A 25,386-nucleotide genomic window follows, 5' to 3' on the forward strand; every position below is an offset into this window, starting at 1 on the left:
TCTTGGGAAAGAAGGGCCGAAGCCGGTCCATCTGGGCTTCGGTCAGCCAGAACAAGTTGCTCATAAATCAGGTCTCCTGGCCGACCGTGAATCACGGTCTTAGAGCGTGATCAATGGGTCCTGACCCAAGGGGGCAGCTGGAGACTGCTTCGACGATTTTTTTGTCTTTCGTCAATTGCTGCTTCTGGCCCAAAGAGGGCAATAAAGTGAACGCCCTTCACCCCGCATAGCCCGCCCCCTCCTCGTCCAACAGCGCCTTGATCTCCCGCAAGTGGAACTCCGCAAACCCCGGGTAGGCTTCCCATTCCCGAGCCGTCTTCTCGGCGACCTCATCCGACAGCACCCGCAGGGGGCGGCCGGTCTGCAGGGCCTTGATATAGGTCTCCGCCGCGCGTTCGAAGTAGTAGAGGCGGTTGAAGGTCTCGGCGACCGTCTTCCCGATGATCAGCACGCCGTGGTTGCCCATCACCATGGCGATGACCTTGGGGTCGGAGAGCATCGCGGCGCAACGCGCGCCCTCTTCCTCGAAGGCCATGCCGCCGTAAGACCCGTCCACCACCTGGCGGCCAAAGAACATCGCGGAGTTCTGGTCGATCGGCGGCAGCACGCTATCCGCCAGCGAGGCCAGGACCGTCGCATGGATCGAATGGACATGCATCACGCAGCGCGCATGGGGGAGAGCGCGGTGGATCGAGCCATGCAGGCCCCAGGCGGTGGGGTCGGGGGCATCGGGGCGCTCCATCGTGCCGGGGTCGTTGGCGTCGATCTCCACCAGGGAACTCGCCGTGATCCGCCCGAAATGCCGCCCGTTGGGGTTGATCAGGAAGCGCGAGCCGCTGTCGTTCACGGCCAAACTGAAGTGGTTCGCCACCGCCTCGTGCAGGTTCAGCTTCACGGTCCAGCGGAAGGCGGCGGCCAGGTCCACGCGCTCGGCCCAGTTGGTGATATTCGCCCGCTCGTTCATCTTATCCCCCATAGGGCCAGTGGCCCTCAGCCAGCGCGGCAATCGCCGCCTTGATCCGTTCGAAACTGTCGCGCGCGCGGGTCACAGAGTGGCGCGCGCGCAGATAGCCATGCACCAGGCCCTTTTCGGTGAAACTGACCGCCCTTCCCCCCGCCGCCCTCACCGCCGCCGCATAGGCCTCGGCATCGTCGCAGAGCGGATCACATTCGGCACCGAAGGCCACGGTCGGCGGCAGGCCCTCGAAGGGCCCAAGCAGCGGAGAGACCGAAGGGTCAGGCGCGGGCACTTCGCCGCCATGCCGGATGCCCGCGTAAAACAGCACATCGGCCCGGGTCAGCATCGGCGCATTTGCATGGGAGAGGTAGCTGCCCTTGTCATGGTCTCCGCCCAGGCCCGGATAGATCAGGACCTGGCCCTTCACGGCAACCTGGGCTGCCACGGCGGCACAAAGGTTGCCGCCCGCGCTGTCGCCCGCCAGGACCACATCGCCCAGGCTGCGCACGACCGCCAGGCAGTCGTCAAGCGCGGCGGGGTGGCGGTTCTCCGGTGACAGGCGATAGTCGACCAGAACCACCCGCAGCCCCGTGGCCGCGTTGATCTCGGCGCAGATGTCGTCGTGGCTGTCGAGGCCCCCCACCACGAAGCCGCCGCCGTGCAGATAGACCACGGCCGGCGCGGCGCCCGCGAAATCCCGCACCCTCACGCCCGCGATCACATGATCGAGTGGCCGCTGCGGGTAATCGCGGTGGAAGACCGCGCACATGGCGTCATAGACCCGCCGCTGGCCCGCGATGTCCAGGTCCACCGCATCAGGCGGATAGGCGGCATCGGTGGCGCGGATGAAGGCCCAGGTCTCGGCGTCGATGAGTTTCGCGTAATCCATGCCCGCAGTCTGCCCCAGGCCGCCGCCATCGCGCCAGCCCCTTGCCCCACTTCCGCCCGGATTCTTCGCAAGATTGAATCAAACAGGCCATGCTGGCAGGGAGGCGCCCATGCAACTGATCCACACTTTCCCGCATCCCGGTCTTCTGTCCGGAGCCGGTATCCGTGTGCTTCTGCTGTCCGGTGAGGCCGACCCCATCGCCCGCAAGCTCGAGGCCCTGGGGGCCGAGGTTCAGGCCCGTGACGAGCTTTACACCGCACTGGCCGATATCCTGGACGACCCGCAGGACGCCGGGCTTTTCGTGATGGATTGCGACACGATCGAGGCCGAGGGCGTCGAGGGCGCCCGCAGGGCGCTGCGCATCCTGTCCGAGACGCGGCGCCATATCCCCGTCATCCTGATCTCGCGCGCTTTCCAGCGCCAGAGCTTCCCCGAGGACCGGTTCCAGCCCGTCGAGCTGCGGGCGCCCCTGTCGGCGGTGTCGCTGAAGGTGGGGTTCGAACATGCCCTGCGCGACCGGCTGGATGTGGCCTGCGCCTGACAGGGGGCATGAAAAAAGGCGCGAGGGGCCTCGCGCCTTTTCCCGAAATGTCGTGCGAGCTTACGCCAGCGAGATATTGATCGCCGATTCGCGGCCATCGCGGCCCGACTCGATGTCGAAGACGACCGGCTGGCCGTCCTTCAGCGAGGTCAGACCCGCGCGCTGCAGAGCGGTGATGTGGACGAACACGTCCTTCTTGCCGCCTTCGGGGGCGATGAAGCCGTAGCCTTTGGTTTCATTGAACCATTTCACGGTGCCCTTGGCCATCGTGAGTACTCCTGTCAAAACCCGCCCGCGGAATGCGGCGGCTCGGCTCAGTCAGCTTTTCGAAAGTCGGGCCGACGGGGGCGGACAGGTCGAAGACAACGTAGCAGTCTTCATATGCAAGAATGCGGGGGCCAAATCAAGACCCCCGCTGTTAACCTTAGGCCAAAGCCTTGGCAATCTGGTCTTTCAGCGACAGTCGCTGCTTGCGCAGGCGGGTTTCCTCCTCCTCCGAGATCGTGTCGACCCGGGTTTCCGCGCGGTGAAGCGCGCGGTTCACCTCGTGGTAGCTGTCGGCCAGCTTGCGGAAATGCTCGTCACTCTGGCGCAGGGCATGGATCGCCTCGGCCTTGGCGGGGAATTCGTCGTGCAGCTCGTGGGGGGTGTTGGACATCTTGGTCTCCTTTCGTCCGGACTGTCGCGCCTTGGGCCCTGCGCCGCCTTGACCTGCATCAAGCCCCCCCCTTTGCGCTTTGCCCCCCGTTGCGCTAGACCTGCCGCAAAAGGTGGAACCCGACGTGCCCCGCATCCTCTCCCTGATCCTGGCCCCCTTCGCGCGTCTTCTGGGCAGCGCCCAGGTGAGGTCCACCCTGGGCCGCGTCATCGCGCAGAACGTGCCGCAGCAGAAGTGGACCTATGTCTTCGCGGGCCTGGCCATGGCGGGGGTCGCAGCCGCCACCGCCGCCTCGGCCTGGATCATGCAGGCCTTCTTCGACGCCATCGCCACGCCCTCGGACCGTGCGCAGGTCTGGACCGTCGCCGGGGCCATCGCGCTGATCTTCCTCTGTCGCGGGGTGTTTTCCTACCTGCAGGCCGTGCTTCTGGCCAAGGCGGGCAACCGCGTCGTGGCGGGGATCCAGTCGCGCATCTTCTCCCGGCTGATGGGCCAGGACCACGCCTTCTTCAGCGGCACCGAAAGCTCCGAGATCCTGATGCGGCTGACCCAGGGCGCGACCTCGGCCCGGGCGATGATCGACGCCCTGGCCGTGGGGCTGATCCGCGACCTTCTGACCTTCGTGGGCCTCGCCGCCGTCATGGTCTGGCAGCATGCGACCCTGTCCCTGATGTTCCTGGTGATCGGCCCCCTGGCGGCCATCGGGCTGCGGCTGGTCCTGGCGGGGGTGCGGCGGCTGGCGGGGCAGGAGCTCTCCTCCATCGCCGATGTCTACCGCGTGCTTCAGGAAAGCGCGGCCGGCATCCGCATCATCAAGGCCTTCGCGCTGGAGGACCTGATGTCCGCCCGCATGGACCAGGCCGTCCGCCAGACCGAGGCGCGGCAGAACGCCCGCACCCGCGTGGCCTCCTTGACCGTGCCGATGCTGGACGTGCTGGCGGGCTTCGCCATCGCGGGGATCCTGGTGATCTCGACCACGGCTCTGATCGGTGGAGAGGCGACCTCGCCCGGGCAGCTCATGTCCTTCGTGACGGCGCTGCTGATGGCCTATGACCCGGCGCGGCGGCTGTCACAGACAAGGGTGGCGATCGAGGCCAATATGGTCGGCGTCAACCTGATCTTCGACCTGATGGACCGCCCCCTGGGCCTGGCCGAGGCGCCGGACGCGCAGGCTTTGCCTGGGGCGCCGCTGGAGGTCGCTTTCGACGGCGCGGGCTTTGCCTATGGCGAGAAGGTCGCCGTCCATCCCCTGACCCTGACCTGCGCGGCGGGGCAGACGACGGCCTTCGTGGGCCCCTCGGGCTCGGGGAAATCGACGCTGTTGAACCTGGTTCTGCGGCTGCAAGACCCGACCTCGGGCGCGGTGCGGATCAACGGGCTGGACCTGCGGCAGGCGCAGATGGGCTCCTTGCGGGCGGCGATTGCCTATGTGGGGCAAGAGACCTTCCTCTTCTCCGACACCTTGCGCGAAAACATCCGGCTCGGTCGCCGCGATGCCAGTGATGCCGAGGTCGAGGCGGCGGCAAGGGTCGCCCAGGCCCATGACTTCATCGCGGCCCTGCCCCAGGGCTATGAGACCCCGGTGGGCGAGAACGGCGCCTTCCTGTCGGGCGGGCAAAAGCAGCGGATCGCGATTGCCCGGGCGGTCTTGAAGAACGCGCCGATCCTGGTCCTGGACGAGGCGACCAGTGCCCTGGACAATATCTCGGAACGTGGGGTGCGGGATGGGCTGGCGGCGCTGTCCCAGGGCCGGACGACCATCGTCGTGGCGCATCGCCTGACGACGATCCAGCATGCCGACCGGATTTGCTTCCTCGAGGCCGGGCGCGTGGTCGAGGAGGGGACGTTCGACGACCTCATGGCCCGGGGCGGCAAGTTCCGCGCGCTGCATGATGGGGCTGCGGGGGAAGCGGTGGGTTGACACCCACCCTACCCGGCCTGGCGTAGGGTGGGTGTCAACCCACCGCCCCCTGTGCCGCCCGGTTGTACAGCGCCACCACCCGCCCGACCGCCGCATCCAAAAGCCCCGAGGCCGTCGGTGCGCAAAGCCCCTCGGCCCAGACCGCGCCGAGGTGCTGGCTGACCAGGGTCTCGGGGATGATACGCTCGCCCAGCCGCTGTAGCACCGCCTCCGCCGCCTGGGCCGCAGGGGCTTGCGTCCAGTAATAGCGGATGCGGTCCGAGTAGGAGTAATGCCGCATCAGCCGCTGCTCCTGGGCCGAGCCGGGGTAGTATTTCGCCCAATGCTTCGGATCGGAGAGCATCAGGGCCTCCATCGCCGCCTGGACCCTGGGGGGCTGGCCGTCGAGCTCTGCCGCGATCAGGTCGAGGCCATAAAGCGCCTCCCGCAGGGCAAAGGTCAGCCAGGGGCCGACCTTCAATATCGCGAAACCGTCGGTGACCAGGGCGCGCAGGGCCTCTTCCGACTGGTAATCCGTCGAATGGGCTTCGAAGACCAGGCCGGGCAGGGCCTTCAGGCTTTCCGACAGCGCCCGCGCCTTGTCGGGCGCATAGGGGATGACGTTGGAATTGCCGAACTCCACCCCCGGCTGGACGACCAGTCCGATGACGCGGTCGAAGGCCGAGGCCAGCCCCGCCTTTGCAAAGGCCGCGCGGTGATCCTCCACCGTCTGCGCCGCGGCCTTGGGGTCGGTCACGGCCAGGGTATCGACATGATGCAGCGCGCCGCCGGGGATCGGGACTTCGGTGCCGATCACATAGGCGGCAGCCCCATGTGCCTCGGCCACCTTGGCAAGCCTTGCGGCGCGGGTCGCCGTGACCTCATCGGGCAGCGCCTCGGGCTCGCCCGCGCAACCCATCGAGCAATCGAGGTGGATCTTGGTGAACCCCGCCGCCGCATAGGCCGCGACCATGGCCTCGGCGCGTGCCATGGCGGCCTCGGCGGACAGATGCTTCCACGGGTTCGGCCCGAGGTGATCGCCCCCGAGGATCAGGTCGGCCGTGTCAAAGCCCTCGACCGCCGCGATCCCTTCGACAAAGCGCCGGAAGTCGGTCGGGGTCATGCCGGTATAGCCGCCCTCCTGGTTGACCTGGTTGCAGGTCGCCTCGATCAGGACCGGCCCCCCGCGCCCCAGCCGCAGAGCCGCAGCGATGACACGCGGATGGGCCGAACAGATCGAGGGGATGCCACGGCGATAACGCCCCTGGGCCAGGTCGAGCAAAGCGGGATGAGTCATGGGAACCTCCTGTTTCGATCAGTAACGATCAAGATTGCGATTGACAAGCTTCGTTTCACAGTGAAAACCACGGATATGAAATCTGAACGCGCCGCCCTGATCCGCCGGTATCTGCACGAACACGGCCCCTCTTCGCTGGCGGCCCTGTCGCAGGCGACCGGGGCCTCTTTGCCCACGCTGCGCCGCGACCTGACCGAGATGGAGCGTCAGGGCCTGGTGATCCGCGACCACGGGGGGGCCTCGCTCGCCGAGAGTCACCTCCGCGAGGCCGCCTTCGAGGCGCGCGAAGCCCTCGCCCTGCCGGAAAAGCGCGCCATCGCCGCCGCTGCCCATGCCCTCCTGACCCCCGGGGCCACGGTCTTCCTCGATGCTGGGACCACCGTCCTGCAACTCGCCCGCCGCATCCGGGCCGAACCCCTGGCCCTGTCAGTCTTCACCAATTGCCTGCCCATCGCGCAGACGCTCGCCGAGGCCGAAGGGGTCAAGGTCACGCTCCTCGGCGGCGCCTACCGGCCCGAAAACGCCTCGATCACGGGACCTTTGGCCGAGGCGATGCTGGAGAGCCTCTGGGTGCAGCACCTCTTCCTCGGCTGCGGATCGGTGGCGCCCGACCTGACCCTGACCTCGGCGGACGAGTCCGAGGCGCGGCTGAACGCCCGCATGATCTCGCGCGCCGCCCAAGCCACCCTTCTGGCCGATCCGTCGAAGTTCGGCCCCCGTCTGACCTATGGCTTCGCGCCCCTCGCCGCCGTGCATCGCGTCATCACCACAGAGCTTCCCCCCGACACCGCCGCCGCGATCCAAGCCGCTGGCGCAGCCCTCATCCAGACCCGGAGCCCGTCATGAATGTCACCGAAAAAGTCATCCGCGAACAATTCGCCTTCTGGCAGGGCGCGGCGAGTGCTCCCCTGCCGCAGATCACGCAAAGGACCGTCGTCGTGGTCGGCTGCGGGACCTCCTTCTACCTCGCCCAATCCATCGCGGCGGCCTTCAACGAGGGCGGGCGGCGGGCGATCCCGGTGCCGGGCGCCGAATGGGCGCGGCGGATGGGGACTTACCTCGCCGACCGCAGCGATACCCTGGTGATCGGCCTCTCGCGGTCGGGGACGACGACCGAGACGGTGCAGGCCATCGAGGCCTCGCGTGCGGCGGGCCTGCCGACCCTGGCGATTTCCTGCGAAGAGGGCTCGACCATCCTTCAAGCGGCGGATCGGGCGATCTACCTGCCGACACACAAGGAAGAGGGGATCGTCATGTCGGTCTCGGCCAGCCTGATGCTGATCGCGGGCCTGCGGCTGGCGGGGGTGACGCCTGCGCGGGCGGCAGAGGCTGCGGCGGCGATGGCGGCGGTCGAGGGGGCCGATGACCTCCTGCGCGGCAAGGGGCATTTCGTCTACCTCGGCGCCGGGGCGATGTATGGCGCGGCCAATGAGGGGGGCCTCAAGCTGATGGAGATGTCGATCAGCCTCTCCCAGGCGTTCCACCCGCTGGAATACCGCCACGGGCCGATTTCGCTGATCGACGAGGGCTCGCTGGTCGTGATGCTCTATTCGGCGGAAACGGCGGAGGAAGAGGCCAAGGTGGTCGCCGATGTCCGCGCCAAGGGGGCCAAGGTCATCGGTTTTGGGGGCCCGGGGGATCTGTCGGTGGCCCTGGCCTCCAAGGGGCCCGCGCGGGCGGTCGAGGTTCTGCCCGCGCTGCAGCTCCTGGGCGAGAAGGTGGCGCTGTTGAAGGGTCTCGACACGTCGCAGCCCCGCCACCTGACCAAGGTCGTGACGCTGGTCTGAACAGGGCTTTGGTGGCGCTGCGTAGCCCGGGGTATACCCCGGGTCTGCGGTGGAAACCCGGGGTATACCCCGGGCTACGCGGATTTAGACCGAGTCCTGCGATCCGAACCGCAGCTCTGTGCGGAAGCGCTGCCCCGGCTCCAGCCACACCACCTGGCCATCCCGCATCGCCTGGGCTCGCCCGTCGGGCCGCGCCGTGGCTGGGAGCGCGAAACCCATGGCCTGGAACCCCGGATGCCGCGCCATCCAGCGCACCAGGTGGGGCAGGTCTGCGGGCTTCCAGGCCACGACATCGGCGTGCTTCCCATCGACCTGCCGCGCCTCGGTCCAGCCATCCGCCCCCGCCTTGGGCGCAAGGGTGAGGACCATGTCGCGCACCTCGGCCTCGGCGCCCGGGACGATGCGGTGAAAGCCCGGGTCCTTTTCCACCTGCGCATACCAGGCCAGGGCCGCCGCCGTGTCATGGGCATTGGGCGGGCGGCGGTGGATCGCCCGGTCGTCCTCTTGCGCATCGGTCAGCCGCGCGCCCGGCACGGGGCGGAAGTTCACATGGGCGAGGTAGAAGAAGGGCATCCGGCCCCCGCCGATGTTCTCGACCTCGAGGCTTGCATGAAACAGGCTCTCCCCCTCATGCAGCCGCAGCCTCGGCCGGAAGGCAAAGGCATGCCCGAAGGCGACGCGGTCCAGGGCCTCGCCCGACAGCTCCACATAGCGGCCGACCTGGTCCTGGCCGAAATGCAGCTCGGCGCGGGCATAGGGGATGTTCGGGAGCTCCCCATGCAACGGGTGATCGTCGCCCGGCCCCGGATTTCCCAAAGAGGTCCCGCCGCAATGCAGGAAGAAGCCGCCATAGGTGCGCAGGTAATCGCGGGTCGCCACGGGGGCCGTGAACCCCGTCTCCATCGTCAGCCTGCGGCCCTGAAAGGTCGCGTCCCAGACCTGCTGACCCTGGAACGGCAGGAGGATGACCCGCCCTGCGCCGTTCTCGATCTCCAGCGCCTGCACCCCGGTGGGATAGGTGAAGGCCCTCACCACAATGGCGCCGTTGCGGGCCAGGAGGCGGTCGGTGAAGAGGTCGGGATAAAGCGGGAGCGTCGTCAAGGCGGGCCTCGTCAGGTTTGGTGTCGCGGGGCAGGCTTTCGGGTCCAGTCTGTGGCGCCCTCTCGGCGCCCAATCCTTGGCGTCTAGTCCTCCGGGATATTCTCGCGGAAGATGATGTGCTGGCGGGGCGGGATCGGCGTATAGGCCTCGCCGCGCAGGGCGGCGGTCAGGCAGGCCAGCGCCTCGCGCGCCTCGACCCTTGGGTTCTGGTCGATCACGGCATCCATCGTGCCATCGAGGAGCATCGCCTTGTTGCCCGGAGTCGCCTCATGGCCGATGAGCACGATCTTGCCCGCCAGCCTCCGGTCCTTCAGCGCCTGGCCGATGCCGTAGCTGCCCGCGCCCACGTTGTAGATCGCGGCAAGGTCGGGGTGGCGGTCGATCAGGGCCAGGGTCTCGGCGCGGGCCTTCTCGCGGTCGTCCAGCATTTCGCGCAGCTCGACCACCTGAAGCTCGGGGAAATCCTCGTGCAGCACCTGGCGGAAGCCCATCTCGCGCTCCTGGTGGCCGCGGTAGGACAAGGACCCCGCCATCAGCGCCACCTTGCCCTGACCGCCCAGGAAGCGCCCCAGGACATGGCCCGCCAGCCGCCCGGCCTGGGCATTGTCGGTGCCGATATAGGCGATGCGCGGGGTGCTTTGGATGTCGGAACACAGCGTCACCACCTTGACCCCCGAGGCGCAAAGCCCCCGGATCGCCTCGCGCACCAGGGGATGGTCCAGCGCAATCACCCCCAGCCCATCGACCGTGCCCCTGAGCCCCGCAATCCGGGCGGCAAGGGCAGAGGGATCGAAGCCCTCAAAGGTCTCGACCCGCGTCGCGACGCCTTCCGGGGCCTGGGCCTCGATCTGGGCGCGCAGCATCTGGATGAAGGTATTGGTGCCCTGCGGCAGAAGGAAGGCCAGGCGCAGCGTCGGAGTGGCGCGGTCGATATAGCCCAGCCGCCGGGCCACGGCCAGGACATGGGCGCGGGTATGTTCCTTGACGCCAGGGCGTTCGTTCAGAACCCGGTCCACGGTTGCAGGCGAGACCCCGGCTTCGCGGGAAATGTCGGTCAGGGTGGCGCGCATCGTGTCTCCTCTGCCCTGAGGTAGGGCCAAGGCGCAGGGTTTTCAACAGGCGGTGTGGGTGACCTCAAAATGATTATTTTTCCATCTTTGCCCTTCGGCGCTGTGGTCTGGACTTGGATCAAGCACTTGGATTCCGGCCGATTTCTGCGTCGTGGTGTGTTGGAGCTGCGAAGAATCAGCGGAATCCCTTCATAGTGACGCCAATTCATGCCAATGCAATCATCTTTTTGATGTTAAAGAGTGACGAAAATGATTGACTCATGCCTTGGGCCTCCCGCATAAACCCTCCTCACAGGCTTCGGGAGAAAGCCTTTGGGAGGAACCAATGATCCATCGCATGACCCGGCGCGGCCTGATCAAGGCCAGCGCCAAGGCAGGACTTCTGGGCGCCGGCGCGCTCTTTGCCCCTCGCTTCATCGGCCAAGCCTGGGCGGCAGAGCTCGCCCCCGGCATGATCGGTGGCCCCACGGGCTTTGACGGCGCCGAGACCTATCAATACGGCCCCGACACGCCCGAGGGCCGCGCCATCGAGGGCGCCCGCGCGCTCAAGGCCAAGGGCGTCGACAAGATCGTCGTCGGCCTCTCGGATGGCTCGATCGGCCAGTTGACCCAGCCCTTCCCCGCCGGCGCCCCCTCGATCAAGGAGCTTTGGGAGCGCGAAACCGGCATCACGCTCGAGATCGTGGGCCTGCCGAACGGGCAGGAATTCACCAAGACGATGCAGGATATTTCCACCTCTGCGGGCGGCTTCGACATCTATTCGACCGACTGGAACCGGCTGGGCGACCTCGCCGAGTCCGGCGGTATCGCGAAACTCGACGACTATGTCGCGGCCTACAAGCCCGAGTGGGACGATGCCGAGAATGGCTATGTCGGTGGCGCCCAGGGCGTGGCGCTCTTGAACCAGTATCGCGGCGCGACCTATGGCGTTTCGCTGGACGGCGACTTCCAGACCTGGGTCTACCGCACCGACCTCTTCGGCGATGCGAAAGAGCAGGCCGACTTCAAGGCCAAGACCGGCCGCGACCTGGCCGTGCCCAAGACCTGGGCCGAGCTCGACGAGGTCGCGGCCTTCTTCACCCGGCCCGACAAGGGCATGATCGGCTGTTCCGACCTGCGCAACCAGGGCTGGGGCTATACCAACTGGGTGCAGCGTTTCACCTCGATGGGCAATCCGAACCAGTTCCTCTTTGCCGAGGACGGGACGCCGCTCATCAACTCCGAGGCCGGGATTGCGGCGACCAAGGAATACGTGGCCTCGCTGGCGGTCCATTCGCCGGATGCGATCTCCTGGGGCTGGCCGGAGCAATATGGCTCCTTCGGCCAGGGCAATACGGCGATGACCTGCGCCTTCTCGAACCTGCCGAAGTTCCTGGACAATGCGGGCAACACCGGCAGCGTCGTCACCGGCAAGGTCGGCTCCATGCTGCCCCCGGGGCGCGAGGTCGGCGGCGGCCTCATCCGCCGCTCGGTCCTGTGGTTCTCGCTGACCGGCATGGTCTCCAGCCAGTCGAAGAACCCGGAGGCGGCTTACCTCTTGCTGCAATGGCTGGGCTCGGCGCGGATCTATGCCTGGATGACGGCCAACCCGGGCGGCTATTTCGACCCCTTCCGGCTCTCGGACTTCAAGGACCCGCTGGTCCGCCAGACCTACCACGCCTACCACATGGACGTGGTTCGCGAGACGGTGGCCCGCACGGTCCCCACGATCAACTACGCGGGCGCGACCGCCTATCACAACGCCCTGGACGAGAACCTGATGGCGGCGCTCACGGGCGCCAAGGCCCCGGAACAGGCCATGGCGGATGTGGAAACCGAATGGGCCAAGATCACCCGCCGCACGGGGGAAGAGAAGGTCATCGAGGCGATCAAGGCCAACCGCGCCGGCTGGCCCACCCTGGTCGACCCGGTCTAAGGCGCCCGCGATCCGGGCCCCCATCCGGGCCCTGATCTCGGCCCCGATCCTGGCGCGGTCCCATACGCGCCAGGGTCGCATCCATCTCCTCGACTGGGGGAGGCCCCGTCCTCCCCCCCTTTCCCCGGACACACATGACCCGCGCGATCCTCCGCACCCTGGCCATCCTGGCCGCCCTGGCCGTGACGCTGATCCCGATCCTGTGGATGGTGTCGATGGCCTTCAAACCGCCCTCGGAATGGCAGGCGGCGGGCGAGGCCCTGACCTGGGTCCCCCGCGCGCCGACCCTGGACAATTTCCGCTATCTCTTCGGCCAAGGCGGGTCCGACCTGATCGCCACGCTGGACCGGACGGCGGTCAAGCCGATCCTGTCCTCGCTTCTCTCGGCCTCGGTGGGCACGCTGATCGCCATGACCTGCGGGACCGCCGCCGCCTATGGGCTGAGCCGCTTTGGGTCCGGCGCCAACCTGCCGCTCGCGCTGATCCAGTTGCGGCTCTTCCCGCCCATGGCCGTCATGATCCCGGTCATGATGATGTGGGCCTTCCTGGGCCTGATGGACACCTGGTTCGGCCTGGCCCTGGTCTATGGCATCGTGACCCTGCCCTTCGCCTTCTGGCTGATGAAGACCTTCTTCGACGACATGCCCAAGGAAATCGAGGAGGCAGCCCTGGTCGAGGGCTGCACGCGGTGGCGCGTCTTCACCCGCGTCACCCTGCCGATGATGGCCGCCCCCTTGGCCGCCGCATCGCTCTTCGTCTTCATCCTGAACTGGTCGGACTACCTGATCGCGCTTTTGCTGACCACGCGGGAGTGGGTGACGATCCCGGTCTACATGGCCTCGCTGTCCTCTTCGATGACCGGTCAGCTTTACGGGGCGAAAGCCGCCCTGGGCCTGATCGCCGCCGTCCCCCCCGTGGTGCTGGGCGTCCTGATCCAGAAGCACCTGGTCCGCGGCCTGACCTTCGGAGCGCTGAAGCAATGAAACTCGGTCTCCGCCTTACCCTTCCGGCCCAGGTCCTGGTCCTCTTCATCTCGGTCTTCCCGCTGCTGATGCAGCTTTACATCTCTCTGACCGACTGGTCGCCCCTGTCGGGCGCGCCCTGGCCTCGCGCATGGGAGTTCTGGAACAGCTTCGCCAATTACACCGACATTCCCGGCGACCGCCGCCTCTGGGCCGCCCTGGGCCGCACGCTTCTGGTCATGGTGATCTGCGTGCCGGTGGAGTTCCTCCTGGGCCTCGGGCTTGGGCTTTTGTTCGTCGAGGATTTCCCGGGCAAGAAGCTGGCCTATTCCATCCTGATCATGCCGATGATGGTCGTGCCTGCGGTGGCGGGCTACATGTTCTTCATGCTCTTCCAGTCCGGGGGGCCGGTGAATGACCTGCTCTCGGTCTTCGGCCCGGTCACCATCGCCTGGCTCTCGGACCCCTGGCTGGCCCTCGTCGCCGTCATGGTCGCCGACATCTGGCAATGGACGCCCCTGATGTTCCTGATCCTGCTGGCGGGCCTGGTGGGCGTGCCGCAAGACCAACTCCGCGCCGCCACCCTGCTGGGCGCCAGCCCCTGGCAAAGGTTCCGCACCATCACCCTGCCGCGCATGAAAGTCATCATCACCATCGCCTTGGCCATCCGCGCCATCGAGGCCTTCAAGATCTTCGACACGCTTTACATCATGACCGGCGGAGGCCCCGGCGTCGCCACCGAGACCATCTCTGTCTATTTCTACAAGATCACCACCAATGACCTGATCTGGGGCTATGTCGCGGCGCTCGCGCTCTTCATCCTGGTCTCGCTGTCCATCGCCGCCCAATTCGCGATGAAGAGGATGGCCCGATGACCGCCATCCATCTGCAAGGCCTGACGAAACGCTTCGGCCCCTTCACCGCGCTGCAACCCATGGACCTGGAGATCCGGGATGGCGAGTTCCTGGCGCTCCTTGGCCCCTCGGGCTGCGGGAAGTCCACCACGATGAACATGATCGCGGGGATGGAGAAGCCCACGGGAGGGCGCATCCTGTTCGGCGACCGCGACATGGGCGCCGTCCCGATGGCGCGGAGGGGCGTGGGCTTCGTCTTCCAGAACTACGCGATCTTCACCCATATGACGGTGCGGCAGAACCTGGATTACGGGCTGCGCATGGCCGGGGTGGACCCGGGGCCGCGCACCGCTGCCATGGCCGAGCTTCTGGGCCTGACCGACCTCCTGGACCGGCCGTCGCAGGGCCTTTCGGTCAATATCCTGCAACGCCTGGCCATCGGGCGCTCGGCCATCATGGAGCCCGCGATCTTCCTTTTGGACGAGCCCCTGTCCAACGTCGACGCCGCCTTCCGCGCCGTGATGCGGACCGAGCTGAAATCGCTGCAACGCCAGTTCCGGCAGACCATGGTTTACGTGACCCATGACCAGCTCGAGGCCATGACCATGGCCGACCGCATCGCCGTCATGGATCACGGCGTGTTGCAACAGGTGGGCACCCCGCTTCAGGTCTATAACCGCCCGGCCAATACTTTCGTGGCGCGGTTCCTGGGCGCTCCGGGGATGAACCTCTTGCCGGGGCATGCGGTGCAGTCGGGCAGTGCGGTGCAGGTGGACCTCGGGCCCATCGGTCTGACGCCGCCCCTGCCGGGCCCGGCCTCGGGGCCGGTGACCTATGGCTTCCGCCCCGAAGAGGTCACGCTTGACCCCGCCTCGCCGCTGAAACTGCCTGTCACCCATGTCGAACGGATCGGCGCGCGCTGCATCGTCCACCTTGGCCCCGTGAAGGCCGTCTTCCCGGCGGGGACCGAGATCCCCTCGGGCGTCGTGGGCTTCACCCCCGGCAAACCCTGCCTCTTTGACGCCAAGGGGGGGCGCATCTGATGGCCTCCATCGAATTCCGCAATGTCTGCAAGAGCTTCGGCACTGTGAAGGCCGTGGTCGATGCCAGCTTCAAGGTCGAGGACAACGCCTTCTTCTGCCTCTTTGGGCCGCCGCTCTCGGGCAAGACCACGATCCTGCGGCTGATCCTGGGGCTGGAAACCCCCGACAGCGGCGAGATCCTGATCGACGGCAAGCCCGCCCTTGGCGTGGCCGAGCGCAATGTGGCCATGGTCTTCCAGAACCTCGCGCTCTTCCCCCATATGACCGCGCGCGACAACATCCGCTTTCCCCTGGTCGAACGCCGCCAGCCCGAGGCGCAGATTGCGCCCCGTGTCGCCTCGGTCGCGGAGAAGCTGCACATCACCCATATCCTGCACAAGCACCCCGGCCAGCTTTCGGGCGGGGAGCGTCAGCGGGTGGCCATCGCCCGCGCCCTGGTGCGGGACCCGGCGGCCTATCTGATGGACGACCCGATCTCCGCCCTGGATGCGCGCCTGCGCGAAGAGGCGCGGGTCGAGTTGAAGCGCATCCAGCGCGAGGCCGGGCGGACCCTGGTCTATGTCACCCATGACCAGGAAGAGGCCATGTCGGTCGCCGACCAGATGGCCGTTTTGGACCAGGGCCGGATCGTGCAGATCGGCACGCCTTCGGAGTTGTATGACCGCCCCCAGACGCCCTATGTGGCGCGGCTCCTGGGCTCTCCGCCGATGAACCTCTCGACCTCGGGCGCCTTTGGCCCGGGTCAGGTCGGCATCCGCCCCGAGGACCTGACCGTGACGCAATCTGACACAGGCGCCGCGCTGATCACCGGGGTGGAGCCCTTGGGCGGTTACACCGTCCTGACCCTGGCCCAAGGCCCCGAGACCTTTCGGGCGCTGTTGCGCGGTCAGCCGGAGGTCTCCCCCGGCACCCGCGCGACGCTTTCCGCCACCAAGACCCATCCTTTCACCGCAGACGGCCACCGCCAGACAGGAGCCTGACATGGACTTCCGCCCCGACCCCGAAATCCGCTCGAAATCCCTGCCCATCGGCTGCATCGGCGCAGGCATGATCATGGCCGAATGCCACCTCGCCGCCTATGCCATGGCGGGCTTTCCCGTGGTGGCCATCGCCAGCCGCACGAAGGCCAAGGCGGAAGCAGTCGCCGCGCGTTATGGCATCCCCAAGACCCATGCGACGCCGCAAGACCTGATCGAGGATGCGGGTGTCGCGATCCTGGACATCGCCTACCCGCCCGACCTGCAACCGGCCCTGATCCGGGCGGCGCTGAAGCAGCCCCATATCAAGGCGATCCTGGCGCAGAAGCCGCTGGCCCTGACGCTGGAAGAGGCCCGGGCGCTCCGCGACGAGGCGGCAGCGGCGGGGAAGCTCCTGAGCGTCAACCAGAACATGCGCTATGACCAGTCGATGCGGGTGCTGAAGCAGATCCTTGACGCGGGGATCCTGGGCACCCCGGTCTTCGCCCAGATCGACATGCATGCCATCCCGCATTGGCAGGACTTCCTGAAGGGCTACGACCGCCTGACCCTGTCGAACATGTCGGTCCATCACCTGGACGTCATGCGCTTTCTGTTCGGAGAGCCCGAGAGCATCACGACCCAGACCCGCACCGATCCCCGCACGAGCTTCCCCCACCAGGACGGTATCACGATATCAACTCTGCGCTTCAAGGACGGACTGCTGGCGCTTTCCCTGGAGGATGTCTGGTCCGGCCCGCGTGAGGCAGGCTATCCGGACGACCAGCACATCACCTTCCGGGTGGAGGGGACCCTGGGCGTCGCCAAGGGCTCGATCGGCTGGCCGAATGGCAAGCCCTCGACCCTGAGCTACGCCACCAAGGCCAGTGGCGCATGGATCACGCCCTCCTGGGAGACCCATTGGTTCCCCCATGCCTTCATCGGCGTGATGGAGCAGCTGCAACACGCGGTCGCCACCGGCACCGAACCCGCCCTGACCGTGGCCGACAATGTGAAAACCGTGGCCCTGGTCGAGGCCGGTTACCGCTCCATCGCCCTGAACCGCACCGTTCAACTGTCTGAAATCTAAAGGGAGGCAAACATGTTCCAATCCGGCATCTTCACCGGCTATTTCCCCTATGGTCTGGAGGAATCGGCCCGTCGCATCCGCAGCCACGGCTTCAACACCGTGCAGCTGGACCTGCATTTCAAGGACATCGATTTGGGCTTCGGCCAGATCACCAAGGCCAAGGCCAAACAGGTCCGCGACACGTTCCGAAACCATGACCTGCCGATCTGCTGCATCAGCGGTTACACCAACATCATCCACCCCGACCTCGCCCACCGCAAAGCCAATATGGAGCGGCTGAAGGAGATCATCCGCTGGGCGCGGGAGTTCGGAACGCCTTATGTCATCTCGGAAACCGGCACCTTCAACACCGAATCCGAATGGATGTCGGACCCGAAGAACAAGAGCCAGGAGGGTTTCGACCTCTGCGCCGCTGCCATCAAGGAGCTGTCCCAGGTGGCCTATGACCACGGCGCGCAGTTCCTCTTGGAGACCTATGTGAACAACGTCGTGGGCAGCGTCGAAGAGACGGTGAAGATGTTCGCCGCCGTCGATCACCCGGGGCTTGGCCTCTTGATGGACCCGACCAACTACTTCGAGGACCACAATATCGACAACATGGACGGGGTCTTGAACCAGGTCTTCGACACGCTCTCCGACAAGATCAAGATCGCCCATGCCAAGGACGTGGCCCGGGCCAAGGATACCACCGAAAAGCACGCCGATATCGGCGATGACGACGCGCTCGCCTCGCATACCTTCCGGGGCGTGGGTGCCATTGCGCTCGATGCGCCGGGGATGGGGGTCTTGAACTATGACCTCTATCTTCAGCGGCTGGCGCAGAAGCACCCGAATATCCCGATCATCGTGGAACACCTGGACGAGGCCGATGTGCCCCGGTCCAAGAAATTCCTTGAAGACAAGATGCGCGCGAACGGATTGTAATGGCGAAAGGCGCGCCCGGAGGAGGGCGCGCCACTTCGGAGGAATGATGCCCAAGCTTTACGGAGAAACCCTGTCGCGGCTGGATTTGGCGCGCATGTCCGGCGACGCCCGCGCCTTTGGCGGCGTCCGGCTGATGACGCTCGGCGATGGGCTGGAGCGCGGCATCCGCCTGCTGGAGTTCCGCGCCGGGTCCTTGCGGTTCACGGTGGCCGTCGACCGTGCCATGGATATCCTGGAGCTGGAATGGCAGGGCGTGCCCTTGCACTGGTCGGGGCCCTCGGGCCTCCGCTCGGCCAGCCTGCATGAATATGAAGGCGAGGGCGGGTTTTCCTGGGGCCGCAGCTTTACGGGCCTCCTGGTGACCTGCGGGCTGGACCACACTTTGGGCCCGGCGGAAGTTCCGGCCAGCAATTACAACTATCCCGGGGTCAAGACGATCCGCCACGGGCTCCATGGCCGCGTCTCCACGATCCCCGCCCGCCTGACCGGCTATGGCGAGCGTTGGGAGGGCGACCGCTGCATCCTTTGGGCGGAAGGCGAGATCCGCCAGGCCGCGACCTTTGGCGAGAACCTGACGCTGTATCGCCGCATCGAATGCGACCTGGGTTCCCAAGAGATCCGGCTGTCAGATCGGGTCGTCAACACCGGCTTTCTGAACACGCCGCATATGTTCTTCTACCACGTCAACCTCGGAGCCCCCCTCTTGGCCGAGGGCGCCCGCTACCTCGCCCCCATCACCGACACGCCTTGGGCCGCCCATGAGGCCCGCTACCGCGACCAGGGCGTCGGCTATCAGACCATCCCCGCCCCGCAGCGCCACTTCTCCGAACAGGTCTGGCAGCACGAGACCAAAGCCGACCCCCAGGGCGAGACCCATGTGGCCCTGGTCAACCCGCGCCTCGGCCTCGGCTTCATGGTGACGACGCGCAAGGATCAGCTCCCCTGCCTTTACGAATGGCAGCACTTCCAGGAGGGCGGCTATGCTTTGGGGATCGAGCCCTCGACCCATCATGTGCTGGGCGACACTGCCGCGCGGGACCGCGGCGAGATGATCTGGCTCGGCCCCCAGGAAGAGCGCCGCTACGACAGCCGCTTTACCGTCCTGACCGACCTTGGCGCGGCGGAGGCCCGCATCCGCGCCATCCATCCCCAACCGCAAGATGATTACCCGCAGCCCTCGGGCCACTTCCGCCCCCTGACGGGCCGCCCGCAGAAAGAGTAAGCCATGCCCCTGGATCAAACCGTCACCCAACGCGATTACACGCTGACCGGGCCCTCTTCCGAGAGGGCGCGCGAGCTCGGCCTGGCCTCGGCCGAATGGTATCACTCCGACATCCCCCGCAAGGTGATGAAGGAGCTTATGGCGCGGAAAGACGGCCCCGCGATCCGCGATACGGTGATCTGGGTGGTCGCCCATGTGCTGACGGCCTGGGGAGGCATCCACTTCTGGGGGACCTGGGCCTGCGTGCCCTTCTGGATCGCTTACGGCGTGCTGTATGGCTCGGCTTGCGACTCGCGCTGGCATGAATGCGGCCATGGCACTGCGTTTCGGACGGCCTGGATGAACGATGTGGTCTACCACATCGCCAGCTTCCAGGTGATGCGCAATCCCGTGTCGTGGCGCTGGAGCCATGCCCGCCACCATACCGACACGATCATCGTGGGCCGCGACCCCGAAATCGGCTGGATGCACCCGGTCTCGCTCTTCATGAAGCTCCTCAGCTTCACCTCGATCATCGATGCCTGGGTCTCGTTGAAGATCCTCGCCCGCAACGCCATGGGCAATTTCACCACCGATGAGCGTGATTACATCCCGGCGTCCGAGCTGCCCAAGGCCGTTCTTGCCGCAAGGGTCCATATGGCGATCTATGCGGCGACGGTGCTCGCCGCCGTCGCCTGGCAAAGCTTCATACCCTTCATGCTCATCGGCCTGCCGAGGCTCTACGGCTGCTGGCACATGTATATGACCGGCCTCATCCAGCATGGCGGCCTCGCCGAAGACGTGCTGGACCACCGCCTGAACTCCCGCACCGCCTATATGAACCCCGTCAGCCGCTGGATTTACTGGAACATGAATTACCATGTCGAACACCACATGTTCCCCATGGTGCCCTATCACGCGCTCCCGCGCCTGCATGAGCTGGTGAAGGCGGATTACCCCGCGCCTTGCCCCTCGATCTGGGCCGCCTATGCCGAGATGATCCCCGCCGTGATCCGCCAGCGCCACGAGCGCGGCTATTTCCTGAAAAAGACCCTGCCGCCGACCGCCCGCCCCTACCGCGAGGACCTGCAGCCCCCCGCCCCCACCCGAGAGGAGATGCGCTGATGTGGGTTACCGCCTGCGCCCTTGACGATATCGACACCGAAGACCTGGTCCGCTGGGATCATGACGGCCGGACCTTTGCGATCTACCGCGACACCAAGGGCGCGGTCTTTGCCACCGACGGGCTTTGCACGCATGAAAACGTGCATCTCTGCGACGGTCTGGTGATCGGCGACCAGGTCGAATGCCCGAAACACAACGGCCGCTTCGACTATAAAACCGGAGAGGCCAAGCGCCTGCCCTGCACGGCGCGGCTGAAGACCTGGGCCACGCGCGTCGTGGATGGGAACGTGGAGATCGACCTATGAGAAAGCGCCCGACCGTCGCCGACCTCCGCGCGCTGAAGGGGAAGAAGCAGCTGACCATGCTGCGCATCTTCACCGTGGAGGAAGCCGCCGCCGCCGAGGAGGCCGGGATCGATGTGGCCTCGGTGCCGCCCTCGCTGATCCGGCATCCCGATTTCCGCCAGGCGGCTCCGGGGATCTTCGCCATGACCGGGGTGGATCACCGCGAGATGGGAAGCCGCGAGGATTACCTGCGGCTCTCCTGCGAGATGCTGATGAAAGGCGCCGATGCGATGTATTGCTCGGCCAGCCTGGAGACGGTGAGCTATCTCGCCCGGGAGCATATCCCGATCGTGGGCCATGTGGGCCTCGTGCCCTCGCGCGCGACCTGGACCGGGGGCTTCAAGGCGGTGGGCAAGACGGCGGAGCAGGCCCTGGCGCTGCTGCGCGAATGCCAGGCCTACGAAGATGCCGGCGCCTTTGCGGTCGAGATCGAGGTCGTGCCGGAGGAAGTGGCCTCCGAGATCAGCCGCCGGATGAAGAAGCTGCTTCTTTGGTCGATGGGGGCCGGGGCGGGCTGCGATGTGCAGTATCTTTTCGCCATGGATATCCTGGGTGAGCACAAGGACCACATGCCGCGCCACTCCAAGGTCTATCGCAACTTCGCCGCCGAATATGACCGGCTTCAGCGCGAGCGCGTGGCGGCCTTTGCCGAGTTCAAGGCCGATGTCGACGAGGGGCGCTTCCCCGAGGAGCGCTACCTGGTGAAGATGGACCCAGGCGAGCTGGCGAAGTTCAAGGCGGCGCTCTGAGAGAAGAAAGCTGGCCCAAGCACATCACCTCACGCCACCCCCAGGTTGCGGTTCAGCGCATTGGTCAGGTGGCGGGCCATGGCGGCCTCGGCCTGGGTCTCGTCGCGGATCAGGCAGGCGGCGATGACCTCGCGGTGTTCGCCCACCGACACCAGGGCGGCCCTTGGATAGACCGCCGCCTTGACCCTGATGATCCGCGCCATCAGTTGCAGGCGGCGGTAAGATGCGTCCACCAACTCGTTGCCAAGGGCCGCGATGATCGTGGAATGGAAGGCGCCTTCCAGCTGCGAAAGCCTTGGCCCCACATCGGCATTGGGATCGGCGGCGGCAAAGCCCTCGGCGGCGGTGTCATGCAGCGCCATCATGTCGCGCAGGACGGGCTCCGGCGCGGTCATGGCAAAGGCGCGGGCGGCGGGACGCTCCAGCATGGCGCGGAACTGGTAAGTCTGGCGCACCAGGTCGGTTGATCGTCCAATGACCTGGATCCCGCTGCGAGGATGAACCGTGACGATGCCATCGGCCTCGAGCAGTTTCAGCGCGTCGCGCACCGGGCCCAGGGGCACTCCGGTCACCGCGATCAGCGCGCCTTGCGTCAGACGCGCGCCCATCGCAAGGCGGGCGTCGAACAGCGCCTCGAGGATGCGCTGATAGGCAAGGTCGGAGAGGAGGGGCGTGTCGTGTTTCATGACCTAAGGGTAACGGGAGGCTTGTGCGGCGGCAATAGATGTGATTGGCTATCTGATAAATCAGATAGCCAGCCTGAGTCGATCAAATGCACCCCTGCGCCATCAAGGACTTTACCCTGACGCGGTTCCAGTTTCGCCGCGATCGGGTCATCGGCGATGCCCAGGTGAAGTTCGACACGTTCAACGCCCTGGCCCTGGAGCTTTCGGATGGCGCGGGCCATACCGGTCTGGGTTTTGCGCATTCCATGTGGGACGCGATGCCCTCCTTGGCCGCGCTGACCCAGACCTTCACGACCCATCTCTGGCCCGGGCTTGACGGAAAGCAGCCCGGCGCCCTGATCCACCGGATCGAGCGACCCCGGGGCGGCAATCAGCGTGACACGACTTACGGCTTCGCAGAGGCTTTGCAGATCGCGCTTTGGGACCTCGCCGCGCAGCAGGCGGGGCTGCCCCTGTCGGATTACCTCGGCGGCAGTCGCAGGACATCGCCCGTCTATGCCTCGGGGCTGGACTATCACATGACGGATGCCGAGTTCAGCGCCTTTTTCACCCGCGCGGCGGACCTCGGCTTCACCGCCTTCAAGATCAAGGTCGGCCCGGATGCGGCTTGGAACCTGCACCGTCTCGACCTCCTCCGCCAGGCCGTCGGACCACAGGCCGGCGTCATGGTGGACGCCAACGAGACCTGGAGCGCCAAGGAGGCCTCTGCGCAGCTCCACCTCTTTCACCGCGCGGGTCATCACCTGGTCTGGGCCGAAGACCCGATCCTGCGGACCGATTTCGACGGGTTGAAGGCGCTGTCGGCCGCCTGCCCCTGGACGCAGATCAACGCGGGCGAATATCTCGACGCCCCCGGTCGCGCGCGGCTGTTGATGGCGCGGGCCACCGATATCATCAATGTCCATGGCCGCATCACCGAGGTCATGCACACCGGCTGGCTGGCCGCCGAACTGGGCATCCCGGTCGCGCTGGGCAACACCAACCTGGAAATCGGCGTCCATACCGCCTGCGCCTTGCCGGAAGTGCCCTGGCTGGAATACTCCTTCCAGAATTACGACCACCTGGTCGAAGAGCCCTTCCGCATCCATGCCGGCGAGATCCATGTGCCCGACCGCCCCGGTCTTGGCCTGACGCTCTCGCAGGCCGCAAGGACCACCTGGTCGGCCCCCGAGCCACTGCAAGAGCTGCAAACCGGACCTGATTGCCAATTGTTTCAACCCCGGGCCTGACCGGGACGGGAGGAGGACCCCATGAAGTATCTGCTTGGAACCGCGCTGGCCCTGATGACCTCTGCCGCCATGGCACAGGAGCTGACCGTCTGGGACTGGAAGTCCGGCGACCCGGCTGCGGCGAGCTATATCGAGGCGGCCAAGACCGCTTTCGAGGCCGCCCATCCCGGGGTGACGGTGAATTTCGTCATGCAGCCGAATGACCAGTATTACACTTTGCTGGGCACGGCCCTGTCCTCGGGCGCGGGGCCCGATGTCTTCCTGATGAACGGTGGCGCCCAGGCCAAGGCGCGCTTCGATGCGTTGACCGATCTTTCGGCGGAGGCCAAGGGCCTGGCGGGCTTGGCCGAGTTCTCGGATGGCGCCACGGTCCATGCCCTGCCGATCACGATCCAGGGCTTCGTCGTCTATTACAACAAGACGCTTTACGCCGATGCTGGCCTTGACCCCGAAAAGCCGCCCACCACCTGGGAGGAGCTGAAAGCCGCCTGCGAGGCGATCAAGGCCAAGGGCTCTGCCCCCTGTTTCGCCATGGGCAACAAGGAGGGCTATGGGGCGGAGTTCTTCGTCTCGGCCCTGGCGGCCTCGATGCTGACCGCCGAGGAACAGGCGGCCTTCGCGGAAGGCAAGCTCGCCTGGTCCTCGCCCAAGATGAAGGCGATCCTGCAGGCCTTTGTCGATACGCAGACCTGGGGCTGGTATGGCGAGGGCGCCAATTCCACCGCCAAGTTCATGGATGAATACGAGATGTTCATGCGGGGAGAGGGCGCCAATACGATCGGGTTGCTCTCGGACGTGGCCCATTGGAAGCAGTTCGGCGAGATGATGGGGCCCGAGACCATCGGCGCTTTCCGTCACCCGGCCCCGGATGCGGTGACTTTGGCCGCCGATGGCGGGCCAATGCTGCCCCTGGCGGGGGGGATCGGCTATGGCGTCAACAAGGCGGGGGCGCATGTCGATCTGGCGACTGACCTGGTGAAGACGCTGGCCGATGCCGGGCCCATCGCGGTCTTCACCAAGGATGCCGGGATCCTGCCGGCCAATCCGGCGGTGGATACTTCGGGGCTTTCTTCGCCCACGCTGACCACGATCCTGCCCTGGACCCTGGGCGCCGCGCCCATGGCCCATGCCAATGCCTCGGCGGCGGAGCTCGAGGCGCTGCACCAGCAAAGCCAGCTCCTCCTGAACGGCGAAACCACGGTTGACGCGGCCGCCGCCGCGTTGGACGAGGTCCAGGCCAAGGCGCATTGATGGAGAGCCGGACCGCCTGGGCCTTTCTGGCGCCCTCGCTTGTGCTGATCGCCCTTTTCCGCATCGCCCCCCTCATCTGGGGGGCGCAGCTTTCGTTGACCGATGCGCGGGGCATCACGCCGGGGGACTATGTCGGCCTCGCGAACTACCGCGAGCTGGCCAGCGACCCGGCCTTCCAGGATTCGATGTCCAACACGATCCTTCTGATTGCCACCCTGCCGGTCTGGGTCTGCTTTCCGCTCCTCCTGGCCATACTGATCCACCAGGGCGTGCCGGGGGGGCGGTTCTACCGCGCCACCTATTTCCTGCCCGCGATCCTGTCCTCGGTCATCGTGGGGTCGATCTTCAACACGCTTCTGCGCCGGGATGGCGCGGTCAACGCTTTGCTGAAACTGGCGGGCATCGCGCCGGTCGATTGGCTGGGCAGCTCCTCGACCGCGCTGATCTCCTTGATCGTGGTGCAGCTTTGGGCGACATTTGGCATGTCGCTGCTCATCTTCCTCGCGGGGCTTTCGACCGTGCCGCAAGACATGATCGAGGCGGCGACCTTGGACGGCGCGAAACTCCGCCACATGATCTGGCATATCATCATCCCGACCCTGCGGCCGATCATCGAGTTCGTCGCCGTCGTCACCACCATCGGCATCCTGACCTCGATGTTCGGGCTGATCTATGTGCTGACGGCGGGGGGGCCGGGGACATCCACCACGCTGCCCGAGTTCCTGATCTGGCTGGAGCTGGGGAAGCTCAACCGTCCCGGCTATGCGGCGGCGATTTCCATGGTGCTGTTTGCGCTGATGGCGGGGCTGGCCTGGGCGCAGATCCGCATCATGCAGAGGAATGCCGATGTTTAAGC

General features: G+C 66.3%; 26 protein-coding genes. 18 read left to right on the forward strand and 8 right to left on the reverse strand.

Features of this window, described 5'->3' with window-relative positions; all coding sequences use genetic code 11:
* Window positions 1-217: 217 nt before the first annotated feature.
* Both GV832_RS06170 and GV832_RS06175 read right to left on the reverse strand, forming a co-directional pair.
* Window positions 218-964, reverse strand: coding sequence for a class II aldolase and adducin N-terminal domain-containing protein (locus tag GV832_RS06170; RefSeq protein WP_168773974.1), 747 nt, complete (start codon window positions 962-964; stop codon window positions 218-220).
* A 1-nt stretch (window position 965) separates the two neighbouring features.
* Window positions 966-1,847, reverse strand: coding sequence for an alpha/beta hydrolase fold domain-containing protein (locus GV832_RS06175; protein WP_168773975.1), 882 nt, complete (start codon window positions 1,845-1,847; stop codon window positions 966-968).
* 109 nt (window positions 1,848-1,956) lie between these two features.
* Here GV832_RS06175 and GV832_RS06180 point away from each other — a divergent pair, with 109 nt between their 5' ends.
* Entirely contained in the window at window positions 1,957-2,388 is a 432-nt protein-coding gene (locus GV832_RS06180) for a hypothetical protein (protein ID WP_168773976.1), read from the forward strand.
* A gap of 60 nt (window positions 2,389-2,448) precedes the next feature.
* On the opposite strand, the gene GV832_RS06185 is transcribed toward GV832_RS06180, so the two are convergent.
* Window positions 2,449-2,655 carry a cold-shock protein gene (locus GV832_RS06185; RefSeq protein ID WP_168773977.1) on the reverse strand — a complete coding sequence of 69 codons (207 nt, stop codon included), beginning with the start codon at window positions 2,653-2,655 and terminating at the stop codon, window positions 2,449-2,451.
* Between the two features lie 157 nt (window positions 2,656-2,812).
* Window positions 2,813-3,046 (reverse strand): HP1242/YdcH family protein, encoded by a 234-nt coding sequence (locus tag GV832_RS06190; RefSeq protein WP_168773978.1) that lies wholly within the window; start codon window positions 3,044-3,046, stop codon window positions 2,813-2,815.
* 112 nt (window positions 3,047-3,158) lie between these two features.
* Between GV832_RS06190 and GV832_RS06195 the strand changes: the two genes are divergently transcribed.
* Window positions 3,159-4,967: an ABC transporter ATP-binding protein gene (locus GV832_RS06195; RefSeq protein WP_354001931.1), complete on the forward strand. Its 1,809-nt coding sequence runs from the start codon at window positions 3,159-3,161 to the stop codon at window positions 4,965-4,967.
* A gap of 34 nt (window positions 4,968-5,001) precedes the next feature.
* Here the strand turns inward: GV832_RS06195 and GV832_RS06200 are convergent, their stop codons facing one another.
* The gene (locus GV832_RS06200; protein WP_168773979.1) at window positions 5,002-6,243 is read right to left on the reverse strand and encodes a class II D-tagatose-bisphosphate aldolase, non-catalytic subunit; all 1,242 of its coding nucleotides are present in this window, start codon (window positions 6,241-6,243) and stop codon (window positions 5,002-5,004) included.
* 75 nt (window positions 6,244-6,318) lie between these two features.
* Between GV832_RS06200 and GV832_RS06205 the strand changes: the two genes are divergently transcribed.
* Both GV832_RS06205 and GV832_RS06210 read left to right on the forward strand, forming a co-directional pair.
* Window positions 6,319-7,089 (forward strand): DeoR/GlpR family DNA-binding transcription regulator, encoded by a 771-nt coding sequence (locus GV832_RS06205; RefSeq protein WP_168773980.1) that lies wholly within the window; start codon window positions 6,319-6,321, stop codon window positions 7,087-7,089.
* Window positions 7,086-8,030, forward strand: coding sequence for an SIS domain-containing protein (locus GV832_RS06210; RefSeq protein ID WP_168773981.1), 945 nt, complete (start codon window positions 7,086-7,088; stop codon window positions 8,028-8,030). The genes GV832_RS06205 and GV832_RS06210 overlap by 4 nt, the downstream gene beginning before the upstream one ends.
* A gap of 84 nt (window positions 8,031-8,114) precedes the next feature.
* Here the strand turns inward: GV832_RS06210 and GV832_RS06215 are convergent, their stop codons facing one another.
* Window positions 8,115-9,131 (reverse strand): DUF4432 family protein, encoded by a 1,017-nt coding sequence (locus GV832_RS06215; RefSeq protein WP_168773982.1) that lies wholly within the window; start codon window positions 9,129-9,131, stop codon window positions 8,115-8,117.
* A gap of 83 nt (window positions 9,132-9,214) precedes the next feature.
* Window positions 9,215-10,201, reverse strand: a complete 987-nt coding sequence (locus tag GV832_RS06220) for a LacI family DNA-binding transcriptional regulator (RefSeq protein WP_168773983.1) — start codon at window positions 10,199-10,201, stop codon at window positions 9,215-9,217.
* Window positions 10,202-10,526: 325 nt separating this feature from the next.
* On the opposite strand from GV832_RS06220, the gene GV832_RS06225 reads away from it, so the two are divergent.
* The 11 genes from GV832_RS06225 to GV832_RS06275 all read left to right on the forward strand — a co-directional run bounded on the left by GV832_RS06225 (window position 10,527) and on the right by GV832_RS06275 (window position 21,364).
* Window positions 10,527-12,116 (forward strand): extracellular solute-binding protein, encoded by a 1,590-nt coding sequence (locus tag GV832_RS06225; protein ID WP_168773984.1) that lies wholly within the window; start codon window positions 10,527-10,529, stop codon window positions 12,114-12,116.
* Window positions 12,117-12,250: 134 nt separating this feature from the next.
* Complete coding sequence (locus GV832_RS06230; RefSeq protein ID WP_168773985.1) at window positions 12,251-13,099, forward strand: carbohydrate ABC transporter permease; 849 nt, start codon at window positions 12,251-12,253, stop codon at window positions 13,097-13,099.
* The gene (locus tag GV832_RS06235; RefSeq protein WP_168773986.1) at window positions 13,096-13,953 is read left to right on the forward strand and encodes a carbohydrate ABC transporter permease; all 858 of its coding nucleotides are present in this window, start codon (window positions 13,096-13,098) and stop codon (window positions 13,951-13,953) included. The genes GV832_RS06230 and GV832_RS06235 overlap by 4 nt, the downstream gene beginning before the upstream one ends.
* Window positions 13,950-14,975, forward strand: a complete 1,026-nt coding sequence (locus tag GV832_RS06240; RefSeq protein WP_168773987.1) for an ABC transporter ATP-binding protein — start codon at window positions 13,950-13,952, stop codon at window positions 14,973-14,975. The genes GV832_RS06235 and GV832_RS06240 overlap by 4 nt, the downstream gene beginning before the upstream one ends.
* The gene (locus GV832_RS06245; RefSeq protein WP_168773988.1) at window positions 14,975-15,955 is read left to right on the forward strand and encodes an ABC transporter ATP-binding protein; all 981 of its coding nucleotides are present in this window, start codon (window positions 14,975-14,977) and stop codon (window positions 15,953-15,955) included. Before GV832_RS06240 ends, GV832_RS06245 begins: the two co-directional genes overlap by 1 nt.
* Before the next feature lies 1 nt (window position 15,956).
* Window positions 15,957-17,021, forward strand: coding sequence for a Gfo/Idh/MocA family protein (locus GV832_RS06250; RefSeq protein WP_168773989.1), 1,065 nt, complete (start codon window positions 15,957-15,959; stop codon window positions 17,019-17,021).
* A 12-nt stretch (window positions 17,022-17,033) separates the two neighbouring features.
* Window positions 17,034-17,945: a sugar phosphate isomerase/epimerase family protein gene (locus GV832_RS06255; protein WP_168773990.1), complete on the forward strand. Its 912-nt coding sequence runs from the start codon at window positions 17,034-17,036 to the stop codon at window positions 17,943-17,945.
* A gap of 43 nt (window positions 17,946-17,988) precedes the next feature.
* Window positions 17,989-19,167: an aldose 1-epimerase family protein gene (locus tag GV832_RS06260; protein WP_227754273.1), complete on the forward strand. Its 1,179-nt coding sequence runs from the start codon at window positions 17,989-17,991 to the stop codon at window positions 19,165-19,167.
* Between the two features lie 3 nt (window positions 19,168-19,170).
* Window positions 19,171-20,271, forward strand: coding sequence for a fatty acid desaturase family protein (locus GV832_RS06265; RefSeq protein ID WP_168773991.1), 1,101 nt, complete (start codon window positions 19,171-19,173; stop codon window positions 20,269-20,271).
* A complete protein-coding gene (locus tag GV832_RS06270) occupies window positions 20,271-20,576 on the forward strand; it encodes a MocE family 2Fe-2S type ferredoxin (RefSeq protein ID WP_168773992.1) in 306 nt (101 codons plus the stop codon). Before GV832_RS06265 ends, GV832_RS06270 begins: the two co-directional genes overlap by 1 nt.
* Entirely contained in the window at window positions 20,573-21,364 is a 792-nt protein-coding gene (locus tag GV832_RS06275; RefSeq protein ID WP_168773993.1) for a 3-methyl-2-oxobutanoate hydroxymethyltransferase, read from the forward strand. Before GV832_RS06270 ends, GV832_RS06275 begins: the two co-directional genes overlap by 4 nt.
* A gap of 29 nt (window positions 21,365-21,393) precedes the next feature.
* Here the strand turns inward: GV832_RS06275 and GV832_RS06280 are convergent, their stop codons facing one another.
* Window positions 21,394-22,050, reverse strand: a complete 657-nt coding sequence (locus GV832_RS06280) for a GntR family transcriptional regulator (protein WP_168773994.1) — start codon at window positions 22,048-22,050, stop codon at window positions 21,394-21,396.
* Between the two features lie 86 nt (window positions 22,051-22,136).
* Between GV832_RS06280 and GV832_RS06285 the strand changes: the two genes are divergently transcribed.
* From GV832_RS06285 to GV832_RS06295, 3 genes are read left to right on the forward strand one after another with little or no spacing between them, the layout of a single operon-like run.
* Window positions 22,137-23,279 (forward strand): mandelate racemase/muconate lactonizing enzyme family protein, encoded by a 1,143-nt coding sequence (locus GV832_RS06285; RefSeq protein WP_168773995.1) that lies wholly within the window; start codon window positions 22,137-22,139, stop codon window positions 23,277-23,279.
* Window positions 23,280-23,300: 21 nt separating this feature from the next.
* Entirely contained in the window at window positions 23,301-24,530 is a 1,230-nt protein-coding gene (locus GV832_RS06290) for an ABC transporter substrate-binding protein (RefSeq protein WP_168773996.1), read from the forward strand.
* Complete coding sequence (locus tag GV832_RS06295; protein ID WP_168773997.1) at window positions 24,530-25,384, forward strand: carbohydrate ABC transporter permease; 855 nt, start codon at window positions 24,530-24,532, stop codon at window positions 25,382-25,384. The genes GV832_RS06290 and GV832_RS06295 overlap by 1 nt, the downstream gene beginning before the upstream one ends.
* The last annotated feature ends 2 nt before the right edge of the window (window positions 25,385-25,386 follow it).

The sequence above is a fragment of the Stagnihabitans tardus genome, from assembly GCF_009925085.1.
GTDB classification, from domain to species: Bacteria; Pseudomonadota; Alphaproteobacteria; order Rhodobacterales; family Rhodobacteraceae; genus Stagnihabitans; species Stagnihabitans tardus.

Excerpts from the sequence above, each read along its gene's own strand:
- GV832_RS06265 (WP_168773991.1), top strand. The coding sequence starts at position 19,171 with ATGCCCCTGGATCAAACCGTCACCCAACGCGATTACACGCTGACCGGG.
- GV832_RS06205 (WP_168773980.1), top strand. The coding sequence starts at position 6,319 with ATGAAATCTGAACGCGCCGCCCTGATCCGCCGGTATCTGCACGAACAC.
- GV832_RS06230 (WP_168773985.1), top strand. The coding sequence starts at position 12,251 with ATGACCCGCGCGATCCTCCGCACCCTGGCCATCCTGGCCGCCCTGGCC.
- GV832_RS06275 (WP_168773993.1), top strand. The coding sequence starts at position 20,573 with ATGAGAAAGCGCCCGACCGTCGCCGACCTCCGCGCGCTGAAGGGGAAG.
- GV832_RS06175 (WP_168773975.1), bottom strand. The coding sequence starts at position 1,847 with ATGGATTACGCGAAACTCATCGACGCCGAGACCTGGGCCTTCATCCGC.
- GV832_RS06190 (WP_168773978.1), bottom strand. The coding sequence starts at position 3,046 with ATGTCCAACACCCCCCACGAGCTGCACGACGAATTCCCCGCCAAGGCC.
- GV832_RS06285 (WP_168773995.1), top strand. The coding sequence starts at position 22,137 with ATGCACCCCTGCGCCATCAAGGACTTTACCCTGACGCGGTTCCAGTTT.
- GV832_RS06225 (WP_168773984.1), top strand. The coding sequence starts at position 10,527 with ATGATCCATCGCATGACCCGGCGCGGCCTGATCAAGGCCAGCGCCAAG.
- GV832_RS06260 (WP_227754273.1), top strand. The coding sequence starts at position 17,989 with ATGATGCCCAAGCTTTACGGAGAAACCCTGTCGCGGCTGGATTTGGCG.
- GV832_RS06280 (WP_168773994.1), bottom strand. The coding sequence starts at position 22,050 with ATGAAACACGACACGCCCCTCCTCTCCGACCTTGCCTATCAGCGCATC.
- GV832_RS06270 (WP_168773992.1), top strand. The coding sequence starts at position 20,271 with ATGTGGGTTACCGCCTGCGCCCTTGACGATATCGACACCGAAGACCTG.
- GV832_RS06255 (WP_168773990.1), top strand. The coding sequence starts at position 17,034 with ATGTTCCAATCCGGCATCTTCACCGGCTATTTCCCCTATGGTCTGGAG.
- GV832_RS06170 (WP_168773974.1), bottom strand. The coding sequence starts at position 964 with ATGAACGAGCGGGCGAATATCACCAACTGGGCCGAGCGCGTGGACCTG.
- GV832_RS06185 (WP_168773977.1), bottom strand. The coding sequence starts at position 2,655 with ATGGCCAAGGGCACCGTGAAATGGTTCAATGAAACCAAAGGCTACGGC.
- GV832_RS06220 (WP_168773983.1), bottom strand. The coding sequence starts at position 10,201 with ATGCGCGCCACCCTGACCGACATTTCCCGCGAAGCCGGGGTCTCGCCT.
- GV832_RS06250 (WP_168773989.1), top strand. The coding sequence starts at position 15,957 with ATGGACTTCCGCCCCGACCCCGAAATCCGCTCGAAATCCCTGCCCATC.
- GV832_RS06200 (WP_168773979.1), bottom strand. The coding sequence starts at position 6,243 with ATGACTCATCCCGCTTTGCTCGACCTGGCCCAGGGGCGTTATCGCCGT.
- GV832_RS06240 (WP_168773987.1), top strand. The coding sequence starts at position 13,950 with ATGACCGCCATCCATCTGCAAGGCCTGACGAAACGCTTCGGCCCCTTC.
- GV832_RS06180 (WP_168773976.1), top strand. The coding sequence starts at position 1,957 with ATGCAACTGATCCACACTTTCCCGCATCCCGGTCTTCTGTCCGGAGCC.
- GV832_RS06245 (WP_168773988.1), top strand. The coding sequence starts at position 14,975 with ATGGCCTCCATCGAATTCCGCAATGTCTGCAAGAGCTTCGGCACTGTG.
- GV832_RS06295 (WP_168773997.1), top strand. The coding sequence starts at position 24,530 with ATGGAGAGCCGGACCGCCTGGGCCTTTCTGGCGCCCTCGCTTGTGCTG.
- GV832_RS06235 (WP_168773986.1), top strand. The coding sequence starts at position 13,096 with ATGAAACTCGGTCTCCGCCTTACCCTTCCGGCCCAGGTCCTGGTCCTC.
- GV832_RS06290 (WP_168773996.1), top strand. The coding sequence starts at position 23,301 with ATGAAGTATCTGCTTGGAACCGCGCTGGCCCTGATGACCTCTGCCGCC.
- GV832_RS06210 (WP_168773981.1), top strand. The coding sequence starts at position 7,086 with ATGAATGTCACCGAAAAAGTCATCCGCGAACAATTCGCCTTCTGGCAG.